The sequence below is a fragment of the uncultured Allobosea sp. genome (assembly GCF_945956895.1).
GTDB lineage: Bacteria > Pseudomonadota > Alphaproteobacteria > Rhizobiales > Beijerinckiaceae > Allobosea.
The window spans coordinates 1-19,953 of sequence record NZ_CAMFJF010000036.1 but is presented as its reverse complement, the minus strand read 5'-3'; the positions used below and the strand labels follow the sequence as shown (position 1 = coordinate 19,953).

General features: G+C 66.8%; 19 protein-coding genes. 12 read left to right on the top strand and 7 right to left on the bottom strand.

Annotation, left to right across the window (positions count from 1 at the left end):
- Positions 1-110: 110 nt before the first annotated feature.
- Positions 111-545, bottom strand: a complete 435-nt coding sequence (locus Q0Q02_RS16975; protein WP_293811059.1) for a PACE efflux transporter — start codon at positions 543-545, stop codon at positions 111-113.
- 94 nt (positions 546-639) lie between these two features.
- Between Q0Q02_RS16975 and Q0Q02_RS16970 the strand changes: the two genes are divergently transcribed.
- Positions 640-1,527 (top strand): LysR family transcriptional regulator, encoded by an 888-nt coding sequence (locus Q0Q02_RS16970; RefSeq protein WP_293811036.1) that lies wholly within the window; start codon positions 640-642, stop codon positions 1,525-1,527.
- 31 nt (positions 1,528-1,558) lie between these two features.
- On the opposite strand, the gene Q0Q02_RS16965 is transcribed toward Q0Q02_RS16970, so the two are convergent.
- On the bottom strand, positions 1,559-2,431 hold the full coding sequence (locus Q0Q02_RS16965) for a MurR/RpiR family transcriptional regulator (protein ID WP_293811035.1): 873 nt from the start codon (positions 2,429-2,431) through the stop codon (positions 1,559-1,561).
- Between the two features lie 96 nt (positions 2,432-2,527).
- On the opposite strand from Q0Q02_RS16965, the gene Q0Q02_RS16960 reads away from it, so the two are divergent.
- The 8 genes from Q0Q02_RS16960 to Q0Q02_RS16925 all read left to right on the top strand — a co-directional run bounded on the left by Q0Q02_RS16960 (position 2,528) and on the right by Q0Q02_RS16925 (position 10,775).
- Positions 2,528-4,141, top strand: coding sequence for an ABC transporter substrate-binding protein (locus Q0Q02_RS16960; RefSeq protein WP_293811033.1), 1,614 nt, complete (start codon positions 2,528-2,530; stop codon positions 4,139-4,141).
- Between the two features lie 82 nt (positions 4,142-4,223).
- Positions 4,224-5,201: an ABC transporter permease gene (locus tag Q0Q02_RS16955; protein ID WP_293811031.1), complete on the top strand. Its 978-nt coding sequence runs from the start codon at positions 4,224-4,226 to the stop codon at positions 5,199-5,201.
- The gene (locus tag Q0Q02_RS16950) at positions 5,198-6,106 is read left to right on the top strand and encodes an ABC transporter permease (protein ID WP_293811029.1); all 909 of its coding nucleotides are present in this window, start codon (positions 5,198-5,200) and stop codon (positions 6,104-6,106) included. Before Q0Q02_RS16955 ends, Q0Q02_RS16950 begins: the two co-directional genes overlap by 4 nt.
- Positions 6,103-7,095, top strand: a complete 993-nt coding sequence (locus tag Q0Q02_RS16945; protein WP_293811027.1) for an ABC transporter ATP-binding protein — start codon at positions 6,103-6,105, stop codon at positions 7,093-7,095. Before Q0Q02_RS16950 ends, Q0Q02_RS16945 begins: the two co-directional genes overlap by 4 nt.
- Entirely contained in the window at positions 7,092-8,156 is a 1,065-nt protein-coding gene (locus Q0Q02_RS16940) for an ABC transporter ATP-binding protein (RefSeq protein WP_293811025.1), read from the top strand. The genes Q0Q02_RS16945 and Q0Q02_RS16940 overlap by 4 nt, the downstream gene beginning before the upstream one ends.
- A 54-nt stretch (positions 8,157-8,210) precedes the next feature.
- On the top strand, positions 8,211-9,086 hold the full coding sequence (locus tag Q0Q02_RS16935; RefSeq protein WP_293811024.1) for an alpha/beta hydrolase: 876 nt from the start codon (positions 8,211-8,213) through the stop codon (positions 9,084-9,086).
- Positions 9,087-9,283: 197 nt separating this feature from the next.
- Positions 9,284-9,925 carry an outer membrane protein gene (locus tag Q0Q02_RS16930; protein ID WP_293811022.1) on the top strand — a complete coding sequence of 214 codons (642 nt, stop codon included), beginning with the start codon at positions 9,284-9,286 and terminating at the stop codon, positions 9,923-9,925.
- Between the two features lie 166 nt (positions 9,926-10,091).
- Positions 10,092-10,775 (top strand): response regulator transcription factor, encoded by a 684-nt coding sequence (locus tag Q0Q02_RS16925; protein ID WP_293811020.1) that lies wholly within the window; start codon positions 10,092-10,094, stop codon positions 10,773-10,775.
- Between the two features lie 15 nt (positions 10,776-10,790).
- Here the strand turns inward: Q0Q02_RS16925 and Q0Q02_RS16920 are convergent, their stop codons facing one another.
- Positions 10,791-12,119 carry a HAMP domain-containing sensor histidine kinase gene (locus Q0Q02_RS16920; RefSeq protein WP_293811019.1) on the bottom strand — a complete coding sequence of 443 codons (1,329 nt, stop codon included), beginning with the start codon at positions 12,117-12,119 and terminating at the stop codon, positions 10,791-10,793.
- A gap of 186 nt (positions 12,120-12,305) precedes the next feature.
- On the opposite strand from Q0Q02_RS16920, the gene Q0Q02_RS16915 reads away from it, so the two are divergent.
- Positions 12,306-12,986, top strand: a complete 681-nt coding sequence (locus tag Q0Q02_RS16915; protein WP_293811017.1) for an EipA family protein — start codon at positions 12,306-12,308, stop codon at positions 12,984-12,986.
- A 7-nt stretch (positions 12,987-12,993) separates the two neighbouring features.
- On the opposite strand, the gene Q0Q02_RS16910 is transcribed toward Q0Q02_RS16915, so the two are convergent.
- The 4 genes from Q0Q02_RS16910 to Q0Q02_RS16895 form a co-directional block, all read right to left on the bottom strand.
- Complete coding sequence (locus Q0Q02_RS16910) at positions 12,994-13,677, bottom strand: DUF374 domain-containing protein (protein ID WP_293811016.1); 684 nt, start codon at positions 13,675-13,677, stop codon at positions 12,994-12,996.
- A gap of 106 nt (positions 13,678-13,783) precedes the next feature.
- Positions 13,784-14,908: an amino acid ABC transporter permease gene (locus Q0Q02_RS16905; protein ID WP_293811014.1), complete on the bottom strand. Its 1,125-nt coding sequence runs from the start codon at positions 14,906-14,908 to the stop codon at positions 13,784-13,786.
- A gap of 1 nt (position 14,909) precedes the next feature.
- Positions 14,910-16,082 (bottom strand): ABC transporter permease subunit, encoded by a 1,173-nt coding sequence (locus Q0Q02_RS16900; RefSeq protein ID WP_293811012.1) that lies wholly within the window; start codon positions 16,080-16,082, stop codon positions 14,910-14,912.
- Between the two features lie 179 nt (positions 16,083-16,261).
- Positions 16,262-17,284 (bottom strand): amino acid ABC transporter substrate-binding protein, encoded by a 1,023-nt coding sequence (locus tag Q0Q02_RS16895; protein ID WP_293811057.1) that lies wholly within the window; start codon positions 17,282-17,284, stop codon positions 16,262-16,264.
- A 203-nt stretch (positions 17,285-17,487) separates the two neighbouring features.
- Between Q0Q02_RS16895 and Q0Q02_RS16890 the strand changes: the two genes are divergently transcribed.
- Positions 17,488-19,026 (top strand): ATP-binding protein, encoded by a 1,539-nt coding sequence (locus tag Q0Q02_RS16890; protein WP_293811010.1) that lies wholly within the window; start codon positions 17,488-17,490, stop codon positions 19,024-19,026.
- The gene (locus tag Q0Q02_RS16885; RefSeq protein WP_293811008.1) at positions 19,023-19,628 is read left to right on the top strand and encodes a response regulator; all 606 of its coding nucleotides are present in this window, start codon (positions 19,023-19,025) and stop codon (positions 19,626-19,628) included. Before Q0Q02_RS16890 ends, Q0Q02_RS16885 begins: the two co-directional genes overlap by 4 nt.
- Positions 19,629-19,953 lie beyond the last annotated feature (325 nt).

Here is a 19,953-nt window from a genome sequence, read left to right as displayed (position 1 = left end):
GGCGCGATCAGAATACGATCGCCGGAGAATGTCCATGGCTGCCGTAGCACAGATCGCCGGCAGGCTGGGAGTGCCCGAGGAGGTAAGGCGGCTGCAGGCCGCAGGCAGGCTCAGGCTGCGGCCAGTCGTGGCTGCGCCGGGACGGGGAAGGCCCGGTCATAGGCCAGATTGAAGAGGAAGGCGTAGACCACGTAGAAAACCACGATGGCGAGGTCCATCACGAAGGTCTGCCACAGGCCCATGCCGAGATACCACGCCATCGGCGGCAGCAACAGGACCAGCAACCCGCCCTCGAACAGCAGCGCATGCAGAACGCGCAGCACCAGGCTCTTGCGAGTATGGCCGGCGAAGCGAAGCATCGCGTGGTCGAAGCCGAGATTGTAGACGAAGTTCCAGAGCGTCGCGACCGTGGCCGAGCCCACGCCGATCACGCCCATATGGGTCGCCGGCAGGTTGAAGAGCATGGCGCCGCCGGGAATCACCAGCGCGAGCCCGATGACCTCGAACATCACCGTATGGCGAACCCGGTCGGGGAAGGAGCGCATGGACATTCAAAACACCTGTCGTTCTCGTTGACGCGGTGCCTTCTATCGTCAAACTTGGCTATCGCAAGTTAGGTTATATCTGTAAATTAGATAGATGAATTTGTCCTTCGAGCAGCTGGAGGCCTTTGTCGCGGCGGCCGAGCAGGGCTCCTTCTCGGCGGCGGGGCGGGCCTTGCGCAAGGCGCAGTCGGCGGTCAGCACGCAGGTCGCCAACCTGGAGGAGGACCTGGGCGTCGCGCTGTTCAGCCGGGCCGGGCGCAGTCCCGTGCTGACGGCGGCGGGCGCGCGCCTGCTGCGCGAGGCGAAGGTGATCCTGGATCGCCGCGCGCATCTGATTGGTGTTGCCAGCAGCTTCGAGAGCCATGTCGAGACGCGATTGGTCGTCGCGATCGACGAGCTTTATCCGGAGCACCTGCTGGGCGCGCTCTTCGCCGATTTCGCGCGGCAGTTTCCGCATGTCGAGCTGGAGCTGCTGTTTCCGCTGATGGAGGATGTCAGCCAGCTCGTGCTGGCAGGGCAGGCCGATATCGGGGTGATGTGGCGTCAGGAGGTGCTGCCGCCGGAGCTCGGCTTCCAGACGGTCGGCTGGGTGCCGATCAAGCTCGTCTGCGGCAAGGACCACCCGCTCGCCGGCACGCGCGTCGACTGGGAGGACCTGAAGCGCCATCGCCAGATCCTCGTCGCGGCACGCGGCGACGGGCCGGAGAAACAGCGCCTGCGCGTCGCAGCCGAGGTCTGGTGGGTTGAGAGCCATTGGGTGATCCTGCAGCTGGTCAAGCAGGGCATCGGCTGGGCCTTCGTCTCCGGCTATGTCATCGCGAACTCGCCGGTGACCGCCGATCTCGTCACGCCCGATCTCCAGTTCGATGATTTCGACCTGCCCGTGGCGCTGGAGATGGTCTGGCACAAGCAGCGCCCCTGCGGGCCGGCCGCGCGTTGGCTGCGCGAACGCTTTGCGGCAGCGCGCATCGGAGCGGCCTGAACGGGGCCGAGATGCTTTTTCGGGTGTTGGTCTACTGGTGGAAGGTCCAGAGCAGGCTTTCGCTCAGTTCCTTGAGGGCCTCGACCGCGTCCGGCCGTTCGCGCGCCACGGCTGCGATCAGCGCATCGGCCAGGGCGAAGACGGCAGTCGGCGAGTTCGGCAGCAGGCGGCTGCGGGCGGGCGCGAACAGGGTTACGTCGGCGATCGGAGCGAGCGGCGAGGTCGGGCTGTCGGTCAGGGTGAGCAGAGAGGCGCCACGCTTCTTGGCGAAGCTCGCGAGGTCCAGCGTCGCCCGCGAATAGCGCGGCACGGAGATCGCGACGACGAGATCGTCCGGCCGCGCCGACATCATGTGCCGGATGGCGCGCTCCGGACCGGTGCGCGAGGAGGCGAAGATCACGTCGGCATCGAGATAGAGCGCAAGCCCGTCCTCCAGGAAAGAGGCGACATGGTGGCTCGCGCCGGAGGCCGCGATGAAGACGCGCGGCGCCTTCAGCAGCAACGCGACGGCCTTCGTCACGGAGGCCTCGTCGAGCCCGTCGCGGGCGGCTTGGAGGTTGGCATTCTGGTCGGCGAGCGCGGCCGTGAAGGTGGCGAAGGGCGAGCCGGCGGCGGAGCGGGCGCCAGCGAAGCTGTCGACCGGATCATGCGCGAATTTCAGGGCGGCGGAGAGCCCGCTGCGGAACTCACCATAGCTGGCGTAGCCGAGCGCACGGACGAAGCGGGTCACCGTCGCGTTGGAGGTGCCGCTGCCCTCGGCCAGCCCTTCGATCGTCATCGTCGCGACATCGAGCGGATGCTGCAAAACGAAGTCGGCGGCACGGCGGTGGCCGTTGCTCAAGGACGGGTAGATATGGGCGATCCGGTTGGAAAGATCCGTCGTCGGCTTCAGGCCCTGTGACATGCGCGGTTACCCGATTGACGTTCGAAAATTTTCATGTTTGCTACTAGACGAAAATAAAGCTGTCAAAAACGGTCTCACTCGGGAGCGGATCCTATCATGCGTAAACCCCTTTTCCTCGCGGCTTTCGCAGCCGCCTGCCTTGCCGGCACGGCCGTCTCGGCGCAGACGCTGCGCATCGCGCTGGCCTCGGAGCCGACGGCGGTCGATCCGCATTACCATGACCTCACCCCCAACAACGCGCTGGCCCAGCACATCTTCGATTCGCTGGTGCGCCAGGACGAGAAGCAGAAGCTGCATCCCGGCCTTGCCGCCTCCTGGCAGAACGACGGCAAGAACCGCTGGACCTTCAAGCTGCGCGACGGCGTGAAGTTCTCGAACGGCAAGCCTTTCACCGCCGAGGACGTGGTCTTCACCTTCTGCCGCACGCTGAAGAACGAGACCAAGGTCTCGGATTCCTTCGCCGACACCACCGGCAATTTCGCCTCGGTCGAGACGCCCGACGCCCAGACGCTGGTGATCACCACGAAGGAGCCCGAGCCGCTGCTGCCGAACCTGCTGTCGGGCCTCAGCATCCTCTCGGCCTCGATCGCCGAGCATGGCCCGATCAGCTACGACATCGCCAAGAATTGCGGTGTCACCGGTCCCTGGCCGACCGTGACCGGCTTCAATGACGGCACGCTCGCCGTCGGCACCGGCCCCTACAAGCTCAAATCCTATGTGCGCGGCTCCGCGATCGAGCTCGAGCGCAGCCCGACCTATTGGGGCAAGGCCGAGCCCTGGGCGACGGTGCGCCTGCTGCCGGTGACCAATGCCGGTCCGCGCCTCGCCGGCCTGCTCGCCGGCGATTACGACGTGATCGAGAACCCGGCGGCGCGTGATCTCGGCCGGATCAAGGACGACAAGCGCTTCGGCCATGTCATCACGCCCTCGACCCGCGTGGTCTATTTCCAGCTCGACGTCGCCCGCGACCAGAGCCCCTTCGTCAAGTCCGAGGACGGCAAGAACCCGCTGAAGGATGTGCGCGTCCGCAAGGCGATGTCGCTCGCCATCGACCGCGACGCCATCGTCAAGCGCATCATGGACGGCGCGGCGGAGCCGGCCTACCAGTACCTGCCGACCGGCATGTTCGGCACGCGGGCGAATCCGCCGAAGCTGGCCTATGACCCGGCGCAGGCGAAGAAGCTGCTGGCCGAAGCCGGCTATGGCAAGGGCTTCCAGCTGACGCTTTCGACCACCAATGACCGCTACATCAACGACAGCCAGATCACCCAGGCCGTCGCCCAGTACCTGACCCAGGTCGGCATCAAGGCCGAGGTCGATGCGATGACCCGCGCGATCTATTTCCCGCGCCGCGCCAAGAAGGAATTCTCGGTTGCGATCGGCGGCTGGGGCTCCGGCACCGGCGAGGCTGCGTCCTTCCTGCGCCAGTGGCCGCCGACCCCGAACGAGGCCAAGACCCTCGGTGGCTCGAACTATGGCGGCTACAAGAACGACCAGTTCGACAAGATCATCCGCGAGGCTGTGACCACGCTCGATGACAACAAGCGCGCGTCGCTGCTGCAGGAGGCCGGCAAGATCGTCGTCGACGACTACGCCTTCATCCCGCTGCACTTCGAAAGCGGCATCTGGGCCTTCAAGTCGGATCTCGACGTCAAGGGCCGCGCCGACCAGTTCATGCTGGCGATGTCGGTGAAGCCGAAAGCCAAGTAAGCCCCGACCGACAAGTCAAAGACGAGCCGGGCCGCCCCGTTAGGGCGGCCCGCAAATCATTGAGTGGAGCCGGTCGAGCATCATGACCGCCTATGTCCTGCAGCGACTGATCCAGAGCGTGCTCGTGCTGCTCGCGGTCTCGGTCGTGGTGTTCTTCGCCGTCTATGGCATCGGCGATCCCGTCGAATTGCTTGTCTCGCCCTCGGCCAGCGCGGCTGAACGCGAAGCCCTGATCCGGCGCCTCGGTCTCGACCTGCCGGTCTGGCAGCAATATTTCGTCTTCATGGGCAATGCGCTCAAAGGCGATCTCGGCCGCTCCTTCGTGCATGGCGTGCCGGCGATCGAGCTCATCATCGCCCGCCTGCCGGCGACCTTCGAGCTCGTCCTGCTCTCGATGACGCTCGCCATCGTCACAGGAGTGCCGCTTGGCCTCTATGCCGGGCTCGACCCGGAAAGCCGGCCTTCGCGCATCATCATGGGCGCCACCATCCTCGGCTTCTCGCTGCCGAGCTTCTGGAAGGGCATGATGCTGATTCTGCTCTTCGCGGTGGTCCTCCACTGGCTGCCGACGGCCGGGCGCGGCGAGACGGTCTCCGTCCTGGGCATCCAGACCAGCCTGCTGACCTGGGACGGGCTCACCCATCTCGCCCTGCCGGCGATCAACCTCGCTATCCCCCAGATGGCGCTGATGATCCGCCTCGTCGCTGCCGGCACGGCCGAGACGATGACGCAGGACTACGTCAAATATGCCCGCGCCAAGGGCGTCCGGCCGCGTCGCGTCGTCGGTCGGCATGTGTTGCGCAACATCCTGATTCCGGTCGTCACGGTCGTCGGCATCGAGTTCGGCAGCCTCGTCGCCTTCTCGACGATCACCGAGACCGTCTTCGCCTGGCCGGGCATGGGCAAGCTGCTGATCGACTCGGTCTATCAGCTCGATCGTCCGGTGGTCGTCGCCTATGTGCTGCTGGCGACGCTGCTCTTCGTCACCGTCAACTTCCTCGTCGACATCCTCTATGCCGCGCTCGACCCACGCGTGAAGCTGACGGGAGAGATGGCATGAACGCCCGAGCGAAAGCCCCGGCCACCCCGGCCTATGCCGACACGCCCCTGCGCGAGAAGGTGCTGCGACGCATCCGCAGCCGGCCGACGACGCGCGGCGCCGCGATCCTGCTCGGCATCATGGTCGCGCTCGCTTTGCTTGCGCCGGTGATCGCGCCGCAGAACCCGCATGATCTCGCGTCGCTCAGCGTGATGGACAACCGCTTGCCGCCGGGCGAGGCCGGCATGAACGGCCTGACCTATTGGCTCGGCACGGATTCGCAAGGGCGCGACATGCTGAGCGCGATCCTCTACGGCCTGCGCACCAGCCTGATGGTCGGGCTCACCGCGACGCTGGGCGCGCTCTTCATCGGCATCTCGGCCGGGCTCGTCGCCGCGCAGTTCGGTGGCGTGGTCGACGCCGTGATCATGCGCGTCGTCGATTTCATGCTCGGCTTCCCCTCGATCCTGATCGCGCTCGTGCTGCTCGCCTCGATCGGGCGTGGCGTCGACAAGGTCATCATCGCCATCATCCTCGTGCAATGGGCGCAATATGCCCGATTGATGCGTGCTTCCGCGCTGGTCGAGCGGCGCAAGGAATATATCGAGGCCGCACTGAATTTCGGCCTGCCGACCCGGCACATCATGATCGCCCACCTGCTGCCGAACTCGGTCGGCTCGGTGCTGGTCGTCGCCTCGATCAGCATCGCCAGCGCGATCACGCTGGAGGCGACGCTCTCCTTCCTCGGCGTCGGCGTGCCGGTGACGCAGCCCTCGCTCGGCCTGCTGATCGCCAACGGCTTCGAGTTCCTGCTCTCCGGCGAATACTGGATCGCGGTCTTCCCGGGCATCGCACTGGTGCTGCTGATCGTCTCGCTCAACCTCGTCGGCGATCGGCTGCGCCGCAGTTTCAACGTGCGCTCATGAGTAACCTCACATCTGATCCCTTGCTCGAGGTCCGCGGCCTCAGGACCGTCTTCCATGCGCTCGACGGCGCCTGGCCCGCCGTTGACGGCGTCGATCTCAGCGTCTCGCGCGGCGAGGTTCTGGGACTTGTCGGCGAATCCGGCTCCGGCAAGTCGGTGACCGGCTTCTCGCTGGTGCGCCTGATCGATCCGCCCGGCGAGATCGTCGCCGGCAGGGTGAGCTTCGGCGGCGAGGATTTGCGCGCCGCGTCAGAAGAGCGTTTGCGCGACCTGCGCGGCGATCGCATCGCCATGATCTTCCAGGATCCGCTGATGACGCTGAACCCGGTGCTCAGCATCGGCGAGCAGATGAGCGAGGCGATCCTGGAGCATCGCGATTGCAGCCGCGAGGAAGCACTCGGCGAAGCGGCGAAAGCCTTGGCCCGCGTCGGGATTTCCTCGCCGGAAGCTCGCCTCAAGCAGTATCCACACGAGTTCTCCGGCGGCATGCGCCAGCGCGTCGCGATCGCGACCGCTTTGCTGAACGCGCCCGACCTGATCATCGCCGACGAGCCGACGACGGCGCTCGACGTCACCATCCAGAGCCAGATCCTGTTCGAGGTGCAGAAGCTCGCCCGCGAGACCGGCACGGCCGTGCTCTGGATCACCCACGACCTCGCTGTGGTGGCCGAACTCGCCGACCGGGTGGCGGTGATGTATGCCGGCCGCGTCGTCGAGATCGGGCCGGTCGACGAGGTGCTCGATGCCCCGCGCCATCCCTACACGCTCGGCCTGCTCAATTCCTCGGCCGCCAATGTCGCGCCGGGCGAGCGCCTGAACCAGATCGACGGCGTCGCGCCGCGCATCGATGCCCGCCCGAGCGGCTGCCCCTTCCGTCCGCGCTGCCCGCGCGTCCAGCCGGTCTGTGCCATCAGCGATCCCGAGACGACGGGCGAGGGCGCCCGCAGCTTCCGCTGCCATAACCCGGTGCCGGTGGGAGAAGCCGCATGAGTGCTTCGACCAACGCCCCGATCATCGAACTCAAGGGCATCACCAAGCATTTCCGCCGCAAGCCGACGCTGGCGGAACGCATCCTGATGGCGACCGGGCGGGGCAAGGCTCCACCGGTGCTGCGCGCCGTCGACGGCATCGATCTCAGCGTCAAGCGCGGCGAGGTGCTCGGTCTCGTCGGCGAATCCGGTTGCGGCAAGTCCACGCTGGCGCGTGTCGTCACCGGCATCCTGAAGCCGACGACCGGCGAAGTGGTCTACGAGCAGCGCCCTGTCGTCGGCCTGAAGGGCAAGGAGCGGCTCGATTTCCTGCTCAAGGTCCAGATGATCTTCCAGGACCCCTACGCTTCGCTCGATCCACGCATGAAGGTCAGCCGCATCGTCGGCGAGGCCTTGAGCGTTCACAAGCTGTTGCCGAAGGCGGAGATCGATGCGGCCGTCGATCAGGCGCTGAGCGAGGTCGGGCTCGATCTCGCCTATCGCGAGCGCTATCCACACCAGTTCTCGGGCGGGCAGCGCCAGCGCATCGGCATCGCGCGGGCGCTCGCGGTGAAGCCGGATTTCCTGGTCTGCGACGAACCGGTCTCTGCGCTCGACGTCTCGATCCAGGCGCAGGTGATCAACCTGTTCATGGATGTGCGCGAGCGCCACGGCCTGACCTATCTCTTCGTCAGTCATGATCTTGGCCTCGTCCGCCATATCAGCGACCGGGTCGCGATCATGTATCTCGGCCGCATCGTCGAGGTCGGCACGGCGGCGGAGATTTTCGCCGAGCCGGCGCATCCCTACAGCGCGGCGCTGATCGCGGCGATTCCCTCGGCGGCACGGCGCAAGCGCGCCTTCCAGCCGCTCAAGGGCGAATTGCCCTCGCCCCTGGCGCCTCCGCCCGGCTGCCCGTTCCACCCGCGCTGCGAGCAGGCGATGTCGGTCTGCCGCGAGGTCCGCCCGGTCCTGACCGAGGTCGCGCCCGGCCGCAGCGCCGCCTGCCATCTGCACACCAGCATCGGACCGAAAAGTGGAATCCACTTTTCGGAAAAATCCGATGCGGTTCCAATAGAATAGATCATCGTTATCGCGTCCGATCGGACGCGCGATGATCTAGGCTCCGGAGGCCGTATGACACCTACGACACTCAACCCGCCGGTCGGGCGCAGCACGCAGCCCTTTATCGACGTCAGCCATCCGGACAAGCCGCTGGAGGTGAATGTCTATCGCCCGGCGCGGCACCAGCCGAACGATCCCGTGATCGTCGTGCAGCACGGCATGCTGCGCAATGGCGACGAGTACCGCGATTTCTGGATCGATGCGGCCGAGAAGCACAACCTCCTGATCGTTGCGCCGACCTTCCCGAACGAGCCTTTCCCGAAGGCCGAAGGGTACAATAACGGCCTGGTCGTCTCCGAGGAGGGCACGATCGCGCCGCGCGCCGAGTGGCTCTACGCGGTGCCCGGCCGCGTGCTCGATGCGCTGCGCGCTGCGGGCGTGATCGATAAGCCGGTCATCCGCATCTTCGGGCATTCGGCCGGCGGCCAGTTCGTGCATCGCATGCTGGCGACGGAAGGCGGCGGGCTGTTCGAGGCGGCGATGGCTTCCAATCCCGGCTGGTACACCTTGCCGACGCCGGAACGGAAATTCCCGGAAGGGCTCGGCGGGCTTGGGCTCGACACGGCGGCGCTGACGCGCTGGCTCGGCTATCCGATGATCCTCTTCGCCGGGGATCGCGACATTGCCACCGACGATCCGAACCTGCCGTCGCAGCCCGAGGCGTTGGCGCAGGGGCCACATCGCTATGGCCGCGCCCATAACATGCTGGCGTTTGGCAAGACCGAAGCCGCCCGCCTCGGCGTGCCCTGCAACTGGCAACTGCTCACGGTCGCCGGCATCGGTCATGACGGGGCGGCGATGTCCCGTGCTGCGGCTTCCTACTGGTTCGAGGACGGCCGGATTCCGCCGGCCGAAGAACTCGGCAAGCAGGCCGCGCCGGTTCTCTGACGCACGCCGATCCAGCCTCGCCCCCTGGGGGCGGGGCGTTCTTCGACATCGCTCTGTTCCGGCCGCCATTGCCGCCGGAATGGGCAACCTTGCCGTAATCTTCGCCCGCAATCTGCACATGCCGGCCCGCTCCGATCCACGGAGCCGAATCGGCTGGCAGATGTGGCGGCGGCGAGGAGCCCCGCAAGGAGTAGCCGATGTCTCGTATCCTTCCGATGGCCGCCCTCGGCCTGATGGCCCTGTTCGCGTTGCCCGCCGAGGCGGCCGACCGCGCCCGGCCGCGGCCCCAGGAATGGCCGGCCTATGCGGCGCCGCGCGCCTATAACTGGAACGGCTTCTATGTCGGCGCGCATGCCGGCGGCGGCTTCGACCGCTTCAACGGCGTCAGCAAGAAGAGCCGCAACGAAATGCTGCTCGGCGGGCAGGTCGGCTACAATGTCCATATGGGCACGATGCTCTTCGGCGTCGAAAGCGACCTGTCGACGAACGGCTTCGGCAAGGGCTCGAAGCGTGGCGGCGGCACCAGCGCCGACATGCGCTATGTCGGGACGCTGAAGGCCCGCGCCGGTGTCACCTTCGATCGCCTGCTGGTCTACGGCACCGGCGGTCTCGCCTATGGCAGCATCAAGGCGAGCGACGGCCTCGTCTCCAAGACGCGCGGCAAGACCGGCTATGTCGTCGGCGCCGGCGCTGAATACGGCATCACCGACAATCTCTCCGCCAAGGTCGAGTACAACTATGTCTCGCTCGGCAAGGACAATTTCCAGCTCGGCAATACCCGCACGCGGGTCGGCGTCACCGAGCATCTGGTCAAGGCCGGCCTGAACTACCGGTTCTGATTGCGAAGGTACCGGACCGGCATGTCAGCCGGTCCGGTTCGGGTTGTGGCTGCAGCGCGCGTTACGGGCGGGCCAGCCGCAACCGGTCATGGGTGGAGCGTCATGTCTGGATTTGTCGCCCCTTCTCCGACATGACGTTCCATCCATGCATCATCACGGACGTGACATGCGCGCTTTGATTGTCGAGGACGAGCCGGAGCTCATGTCCTATCTCTCGCTCCTGCTGGGCAATGCGGGGCTAGTCGTGGATCGCACGGATAGCGTGGAGACCGCGCTCGCGGCCCTGCGGACGGCGCCGTTCGACATCGCCGTGGTCGACCGGCGCCTGCCCGATGGCGACGGCTTGTCGATCGTCAAGGCGATGGCCACGGCGGAGAACCGCCCGGCCTTCCTGATGCTGACCGCGCGCGACGCCAAGCCCGACGTGATCGAGGGCTTGAACGGCGGGGCGGACGACTATCTCGTCAAGCCGTTCGAGCCGGGCGAGCTGATCGCGCGGGTGCGTGTCCTTGCGCGGCGCCGCAATCCGAAGCGCTCTCTTGTCCTCAATGCGGGCAATCTCTCGCTCGACCTCGAAGGCCGCAACGCCTCGGTCGGGACGGAAACGCTCGACCTGCGCCGGCGCGAGGCGCTGATCCTGGAGGCGCTGGTTCAGCGGACCGGCCGTGTCGTCACCCGCGATGTGCTGATCGAGGCGGTCTACGGCTTCGACGACCTGATCGAGTCGAACACGCTGGAAGCCCAGATCTCGCGGCTCCGGCGCAAGCTCCGTGATGCCGGGGCGGATGTCGAGATCACCTCGCTGCGCGGTATCGGCTACATCCTGAAGAAGGCCGAGCCGGCGCTCTAGCGCCGTTCAATCCAACTACACCGTCCGGAAAGTCAGGCGGATCGTGGTGCCGCCACCTTCGGTGTCGAGCAGGTCGAGCGTGCCGCCATGGGCGGCCATGATATCGCGCACGATCGTCAGGCCGAGTCCGGCACCGGTCGAATGCGGTGACATCCGGTTGAACGGCTCGGTGACCTGCGCGCGCTTGGCGGCAGCAATCCCGATCCCGTCGTCGCTGACCTCCAGCACATTCCCGTCGATGACCTTGACCAAGATGGACGAGCGCACCTGCGCGTGGCGCAGCGCATTGTCGATGAGATTGGCGATCGCCGCGCGGGTCGTCGCCTCGTTGGCCACGATCAGCACATCGCTCGTGCCTTCTTCCTCCAGCGCGATGCCGATGCCGTTGCTGAGCACGAGCGGGGCGAGATCGGCGAGCACGTCGCGGGCCAGCGCATTCAGGCGCAATGGCTCGAAGGGCAGCTCGGTGTTGTGCAGGCGCGCAAGCTGCAGCATCGAGGAGACGATGGTGGTGAGGCGGCTGACATCGGTCGTCAACGCAAGGCGGGCGGCCTCGTCGGACAGTGAATCCACCTTGGTGCGCATCACTGCGAGCGGCGTGCGCAACTCATGCGCGACATTGTTCATGAAGCGCCGCTGCACCTCCATGTTGCCCGCGATCTGGTCGAGCGCCGAGTTCAGCGCGGTCGTCAGCGGCATCAATTCGACCGGCGTCTCTTCCGTCGGCAGCAGGCCGCGCGGGGCACGGGGATCGATGCGCGCTGCGGCCTCGGCGGCGCTGCGTAGCCGGCTGGTGATGTAGGAGACTGACATGGCGATCGCGGCGGCGATCATGATCCCGAACACGACCGAGATCGCCGCGGCAGAACCTGCGATCGCGCGCAGGAAATAGCCGAGGATCACGTCCCAGCCGGGACGGCCACCGCCGGTGGCGACGAGGATGCGGCTGCCGTCCTGCTCGGCGACGTCGACCGAGAGCGCATTGTCGCCGCCGACACGCATCTGGGCGGCGATGGTCGGGCCGTCCAATCGGATGTCGATCGGCAGGCCGGGGCGCAATTCTGGCGCATACTCGACGACGGAACGTCCGTCGGACACCAGATACCAGAGCAGCGGGCTGGCCTGCTCGATCTTGATCAGGCCCGGCGTCTTCTCGACCTGCAGCGCGGCGCTGCCGGAAGGGCGCACGCTTTGCCGAATGATCTGGGAGGTGACATCGTTGCGCAGGACGCCCGGGTCCTCGGTGATGAAGGTGAAGGCGAGCACGGCCGCGATGAAGGCGACGAACAGAACGGTGCCGAGCAGCGTCAGCCGGATGGTGAGGGCGCGCGAGAGCGAGGTCATCGCCGGGCGACCGCAAGCGAATGCGCGCGTTTCGACGCAGGGGATATCGAAACGGTTTCAACGTTGCGGGTCGTCACGGAGCCTCTGTGCGGGTATGGCTTCTCGGGCCGGGGGCGTCGCCCTGCCGGGCTCTGCATGGACCGTATCACCCTTGCCGTTCAACTCCCTCATGGATCGCCGGGCCTGATGCATGCGCTGCGCGCCATGGCGAGAGTGAGCTGGCTGCGCCATCTGGCGCTGGCGGTTCTGCTCGCCGTTGCGCAGGCGCCGCCGCAGGCGGCCGCGCAAGGCGTGCCTCGACGGGACGACATCCGGCCCGGCCAATTGCCGACAGCGTCGCGCCAGGACATCGCCCGGCTGGTCGAGGGGGTGTTCGATACGGCCTCCAAGGCGGTCAGCGTGCCGATCGAGCGCTCGCTCGCCCTGTTCGGGGAGCCGAACGCCTATATCGTCGGCGGCGAGCTCAGCGGCTCCTTCGTGGTCGGCGGGCGGCATGGCAGCGGCGAGTTGCGGTTCTCCGATGGAATGCCGATGCCGGTGATCTGGACGGCGCTTTCGGTCGGCATCGGGCTCGGCGCCGATTACGGGCGGGTGATCATGCTGGTCTACGGGCTCGACCGGCAGGAGGACGTGTTCGGCACCTATGCCAGCCTCGGTGGCAGCGCCCATTTCCTCGCCGGTGCGAATGCGACGATCCTCGCCTCCAGCCGGGCACGGATCGTGCTGATCTCGTCGGGCCTGGGTTTGAGGCTCTCCGGGGATCTCAGCCGCATCCGCATCGAGCCCGGCGGCGAGCCCGAGACGCTGCGCCCGCCCGCGGATATCTGCGGAGCGCCCGGCGGTTGTCCGCCGCCCGGCCGCCGCTGACGCGGTTTCAGCGCTCCCGGCCGATATTGCGCTGGGCTGTCGCATGGAGGTCGTCGAGCCGCTCGGAAATATCCATGGCGATCAGGCCGACCTCGCGGGCGTCGGCCGCCTTGCGCACATAGAGCGGCTCCGACCAGAGGATGCAACCGCGCCCGAAGGGCAGGGCGATGCTGGCATGGTCCCAGTTGTCGAGATCGATTCGCGCACTGGTGACAGCGGCGAAGAGATAGATCGGGCGGCCGGTGACGCGGGCGAGTTGTACCGCGCCCCTGCCGGCGATGCGCGGGGTTTTCGGCACGTCGGCTGTCAGCACGAGGCTGGCGCCCTGGCGTAGCGCATCGCGCATCTCGAAGAAGGCCGGGACGGAGCGCTTCGCCTGAATCTTGGCCGGGCTCTGCGAGCCGGAGCAGCGGATGCTGCGGAAACCGGCACGCTCGATCACGGAGGTCACGACCGCGCCGTCGAAATGCAGCGAGGTCAGCACCGCGACGCGCGAGGCCCCTTCCAGCGCGGCGAGGCTCAGCATCTGCTGGCCGTGCCAGGTCAGGGCGATGAAGGGCTCGCGGTTGCGCTCCCATGGGCAGGCGCCGGGAATGACCGGCTTGAAGCGCGTCGTGCGTCTGACGAGGTCAAGATAGGCATGCAGGGCGCGACCGGCGAGGGCTGCCGACCGATCGGGGCTGAAGAGCATCGTCCGATCTCCACGGTTCAGAATCACCGGGAGTGGTCGGCGCGGCGGCTTGCTGGAACATTGCGCGGGCGCGAAGGCGCCCGCGAAACAGCCCCAAAAGCCCTTTTCAGTGCCTGCCGTGGCTGTGGTCGGTCTTCAGGCGCCTTTCGATAAAGCGGCTATAGGAGCCCATGCCGTAGCTGAACACGGCATAGACCAGCGCCGCGAAGATATAGCCCTCCAGCACCGCGATGCCCTGCCAGACGGGATCGCGCATCGCCGAACGGACCGTGTCGAGGAAGTCGAGCAGGCCGATGATGGTGACCAGTGTCGTGTCCTGGAAGAAGCCGATGAAGATGTTGACCAGCGGCGGGATGACGATCTTCAGCGCCTGCGGCAGCACGATCTTGCGCATCGACAGCCAGTAGCCGAGGCCGAGCGAGGCCGCGGCTTCGTGCTGGCCCTTCGGGACGGCCTGCAGGCCGCCGCGGACCGTCTCGGCGATATAGGCGCCAGCGAAGATGATGATCGCGACCTGCGCCCGCAGCAATTTGTCGATGGTCACGCCATCCGGCATGAACAGCGGCAGCATCACCGAGGCCATGAACAGGATCGAGACCAGCGGCACGCCGCGCACCATCTCGATGAAGACGACGGCGATGACCTGGATCGCCGGCAGTTTCGACGAGCGCGCCAGTGCCAGCAGCACACCGAGCACGAAGCCGAAGGCGAGCCCGACCGAGGAGAGCATGAAGGAGAGCGGCAGGCCGCCCCAGTTCGTCGTGTTGACGACGCTCAGGCCGAACAGCCCGCCATACATCAGCACGCCGCAGGTGACGACGACCGCGAGCCAGAGCCAGAGCAGGCGGCGCGACCAGAAGCGCGGGATCATCGAATAGACCATCGCGCCGAGGAAGAGCAGCACCGCGATAGCCGGCCGCCAATGCTCGTCATAGGGGTAGAAGCCGAAGATCATGAAGCGCAGCTTCGCCGCCAGGAAGGGCCAGCAGGCGCCGGCTCCGGCTGCCGCCTTGCAGGTTTGCGGCCCGCCCTCGAGGATGGCGCGGGTGACGAGCCAGCCCCAGGCGCCGGTGACCAATCGATAGATCAGCCAGAGGCAGGCGAAGGTGACGACGGCGTTGAAAGGCGAGCCGATATAAGGCTTGAGCAGCGCATACCAACTGCTCGTGGGCCGTGTTGGACGCTCGTCGGGGATGGAAGCGAGGGTGTTGAGCTGAGCAGTGTCGGTCATCTCAACGCTCCACCAGCGCGACGCGGGCGTTGTACCAGTTCATCAGCATGGAGATCGTGATCGACATGCCGAGATAGACCAGCATGAAGATGGCGATGCCCTCGATCGCCTGCCCGGTCTGGTTCATCGTCGTGTTCGAGACCATCACGAGGTCGGGATAGCCGATGGCGATGGCGAGCGACGAATTCTTGAAGGTCGAGAGGTAGGAACTGGTCAGCGGCGGGATGATCACGCGCAGCGCCTGCGGCAGCACGACGAGCCGCATGGTCTGGCGGTCATGCAGCCCGACCGCGCGCGCCGCCTCCCATTGGCCACGCCCGACCGAGAGGATGCCGGCGCGCACGATCTCGGCGATGCCGGCGGAAGCCGAGAGGCCGAGCCCGACCAGGAGCGCCGTGAATTCGGGCGTGACCTGCAGGCCGCCGGTGATGCGGAAGCGCCCCTTCTCCGGCCAGTTCACGACCATGTCCGGCTGGAAGACCAGCATGGCGAGAAGCGGCGGGATCACCAGGGCGAGCAGGACATAGGGCCAGGCCATGCGGCCCTGGCCGGTGGCGACCCGCTTTCGGCGGAAGGCAGAAGCGATGAAGCAGGCGAGGACGATGCCGAGCACGGCTGCGACCAGCACGCCGGTATGCGCCGACGACCAGCGCAGCGAGGGCACGATCAGGCCGCCATTGCTGAGGAAGACGTCCGGCAGGATCTGCCAGGCCTCGCGCACCGGCGGGAAGACCGCGACGATCAGCGCGTACCAGAGGAAGAGATAGAGCAGCAGCGGCACATTGCGCAGCGCTTCGACATAGAGCAGCGCCAGCGTCGAGAGCAGCGGGTTGCGCGATAGCCGGGCGATGCCGACGACGAGGCCAAGCACGCTCGAGAGGGCGACCGCGAAGACCGAGACCCAGACCGTGTTGAGCAGGCCGACGAGGATGGCGCGGCCATAGGTGTTCCCGGAATCGTAGGAGATGAAGGACTGGCTGATGACGAAGCCGGCAGGCCGCGAGAGATAGTCGAAGCCGGTCGCGATGTTCTGATCCGCCAGCTTCCGCGAGACGGTGCCGAAGAGATAGAAGCCGATGCCGACGACGAGGGCGACCGCGACGACCTGATAGAGCACGGCGCGGACGCGCACGTCATAGAGCAGCCGCACCGGGCTGGAATCGGAGGTGGCCATCGGGCTGTTCCGGGCTGGGGACGCGCCGGCCGCAACGCGGCGGCCGGAGGTCTCAGGTCAATCGAGGGAACGCATGGCAGATCGCTTCGCGTCCCATTGGAGGCGGCAGCAGCGATCCATATCCTTCTTGCCGCATCGGGCCGGGGAAAGGCTTCCCCCGGTCCGAGCGGGCGCCGGGATCACCGGAAGGGCGGGGAGTAGATCAGGCCGCCCTTGTTCCAGAGCTGGTTGGGGCCGCGGGAGAGGCCGAGCGGGGTCTTCTCGCCGAGATGGCGCTCGAAGAGCTCGCCGTAATTGCCGAGCTGCTTGATGGCGTTATAGGCCCATTTGTTGTCGAGATTCAGCATCTTGCCGAGGTCGCCATTGACGCCGAGCATGCGCTGGATCTCGGGGTCCTTGCTCTTGAGCTGCTCGTCGACATTGCCCTTGGTGATGCCGTATTCCTCGGCCGCGATCAGGGCGTTGACCGTCCAGGAGACGATGTCGCGCCAGTTGCTGTCGTTCTGGCGCACGACCGGAGCGAGCGGCTCTTTCGAGATCGTCTCGGGCAGGATGACGTATTGCTTCGGGTCGTTGGCGATGGCGCGCACCGAGGCGAGGTCCGAGCGGTCGGTGGTGATGACGTCGCAGCGGCCGGAGAAGAAGGCGTTGCGCCACTCGTCGGGATTCTCGAAGACGACCGCCTCGTACTTGATGTTGCGCGGCTTGAAGTAGTCTTCGAGGTTCTGCAGCGTCGTCGTGCCCGGCAGGATGCAGACGGCGGACTGGGACAATTCGGCCGCGCTCTTCACGCCGAGCTTGCTGGCGACCATCAGGCCCTGGCCGTCATAGAAGACGACCGGCGCGAAATCGAGGCCGAGCGAGGTGTCGCGCGAGAAGGTCATCGTGGTCTGCCGCGAGAGCAGGTCGACCTCGCCGGACTGCAGACCCTGAAAGCGCACATTGGTGTTGAGCGGAACGAAATCGACCTTGTCCGGGGCGCCGAAGATGGCGGAGGAGAGGGCGCGGCAGATGTCGCTGTCGAAGCCCTGGCGAACGCCCTTGTCGTCGGCATAAGAGAAGCCCGGAGCCGTCGGGGAGACGCCGCAGAGCACCTTTCCGCGCTTCCTGACGGCCTCGAGCGTCGCCTGCGCCGAGGCCGGCGCCGCAAATACGGAAAAGGCCGCAGCGGCAAGGCCGAATGCGACCATCTTGGTGATCATCTTTGACATAGGCGTTTCCCCTTGCGCGCGCCTGTCTTCGGCGCGTCGAAGGCGAGCCTATTGGGGCGTGGTGGCGTCCGCAAGAGCGTTGCGGGCGTTCGTCGCGAAGGATTTCGATCTTTGCGTCACAGCACTTGCTCTTCACCCGACGGTGACGATCCGTGGCGGACGCTGTAGACTCGGCTGGAAACCGGACGGAATCCTTGACACCGCGCCTCGCACCGTTCCTGCTCCTGTGGATTCCGCTGGCGCTTGCCGGGCTGGGGCTCGGCGCCGGCGTCGAGTTCATGCGCGCCGGCGATGCCCTCCAGCGCGAGGGGACGACGCTGCACCGCATCGTCTCCCAGCGCGTCGAGCAGCATGACGCGCATCTCACCAGCCTGGCGGCCGTGCTCGCCAGTTCGAATGCGGAATCGGCGAGCTTCAGGGCCGTGATCGAGGCGATGCAGCGCTTCTATCCACGCATCGCCGCCGTCGAATTGATCGAGACCGCCCCCTCCGGAGGCATGCTCCCCAGCCTTCGCGATTTCGATCCGGCGGCGCTGGCCGCGCGTGTCGCTGCACTGGTGCCGGGGCAGGCCGTCACGCTGCCGAGCCGCACGGGCAGCCCGTTCTACGCCCTGGTCAAGCGCGTGCCGGATGCCGGCCACGGGCCCCGCGCACTGGTTCTCGTGATCGATGCACGTCTCCTGACCGAGCCGGAAGGCGGCTTACCCGACGATGCCGCGTTGAAGCTGAGCGATACGGCAGGGGCCGCTATCGTCCAGCAAGGCTGGCCGCTGTCCGCGGGCAGCTGGGTACCGGAACTCTCCTTCGAGAAGGCGTTGGGCAGCCGCTCGCAGCCTTTGGCGCTGGCGCTGGCGCGGCGGCCGGCCCTGGCCGAGCTTTTGCCGCCGGGCCTGCTGCTCGGCTGGCCGATCGCCGCCGGCTTAAGCCTCTACCTGTTGCTGACGGTGCTGCGCGAGCGGCGCGCCAGCCGGCGGGCGCGCGAGGCGGTGCGCCTGCATGAGCACGATGCCCGGCTCGCCCATGCGATGCGGGTCAATACCGTCGGCGAGATGGCCTCCGGCATCGCCCATGAGATCACCCAGCCGCTGACCGCGATCCTGAGCCAGAGCCAGGCGGGGTTGCGGCTCGCCACGTCGGGTGAAGCAACGCCCGGCGAGCTCGTCGGCGTGCTCGAAGCTAATGTCAGGCACGCGCGCCGGGCCGGCGAGATCCTGGAGCGTTTGCGCGCTTATGTGACGCGGCGCGAACCGCAGCGGCAGCCGAACGATCTCAACCGGATCGTCAGCAATGTTGTGGAGCTCAGCCAGCGCGACCTGCAGGAGCGGGGTGTCACGCTCCGGCTCCAGTTGAGCGAGCCCGGTCCGCAGGCGCTGCTCGACCGGGTCTCGATCGAGCAGGTCGTGCATAACCTCGTCCGCAACGCGGCCGAGGCGGTCGAGGCGATGCCGGCCGCGCGACGGGAGATCGTGCTGGCCACGCGCCTCGCCGACGGCGAGGCCGAGATCACGGTCACGGATGAGGGGCCGGGTATCGCCGAGGCGGACATGGCCCGTCTGTTCGAACCGTTCTTCACCACCAAGAGCAGCGGCATGGGGCTCGGCCTGCCGCTCTGCGAGCGATTGGTCGAAGCCGCTGGCGGGCGCATCTTCGTGCGCAACGGAACTGAGCGCGGGGCGATCTTCAGCGTGCGCTTTCCCGCGCTGGCGACCGAGTTTGGAGTGGCCGCAGAATGAAGCCCGCACCGCGCCTCGTCTATCTGATCGACGATGACGCCGATGTGCGCGATGCGCTCGTCCTGCTCCTGCGCACCATGGGCTTCGCACCGCGGCCCTTTGCCGGCGTGCAGCCCTTCCTCGACCGGCCCGACCCACGCCAGGACGGCTGCCTCGTCGTCGATATTCGCATGCCCGGTACGTCCGGCCTGCAATTGCTGGAGCGCATGGCCAAGGAGGCCGGCGGCATGCCGACCGTAATGATCACCGGCCATGGCGATGTCGCCGCCTGCCGGCGCGCCTTCAAGGCGGGTGCCGTCGATTTCCTGACCAAGCCGATCGACGAGCAGGTCTTGCTCGAAGCGGTCGAGGCGGCTTTCGCGGCGCTCGACGTGCGGAATCAGACGCAGGCCGCCCGCGCGGAACGTGACGCGCTCAGGGCAAAGCTGACGCAGCGCGAGCGCGAGATCCTCGATCTCGTGGCCGAGGGGTTGTCGACCAAGGAGATCGCGCGGGCGCTCGATGTCTCGCCGCGCACTGTCGAGACCCATCGCGCCCATATCGCCGAGAAGCTCGGGGCGGGGTCCGTCGCCGAGATGGTGCGTTTCGCGCTGGAGGGTTAGGCGGATCGATTTTCCGCGGAACCACCACGTCATCCCGGGCTTGCCCCGGGATCCATCGGAGGGCGCCGAGCCCTACGATGGATCCCGGATCGGCGCGGCTGCGCCGCTTGTCCGGGATGACGTTGCGGTTCATCGAAAATTGGTAGGCATCACAGGCGGGTCTCTCCGTAGGATTACGGAGGCGGCTCCGGCACCGCACCGATCAAAATGCCTGGCGGGACCGGGTAGCTTGCGGCCATCGAGCTTAGGGCTCGTCCTCGCTCAAGTCCCGGAGAGATCATGACCCAGATCCGTTTCGCCGCCGCTGCCGTTGTGCTCGCGCTCG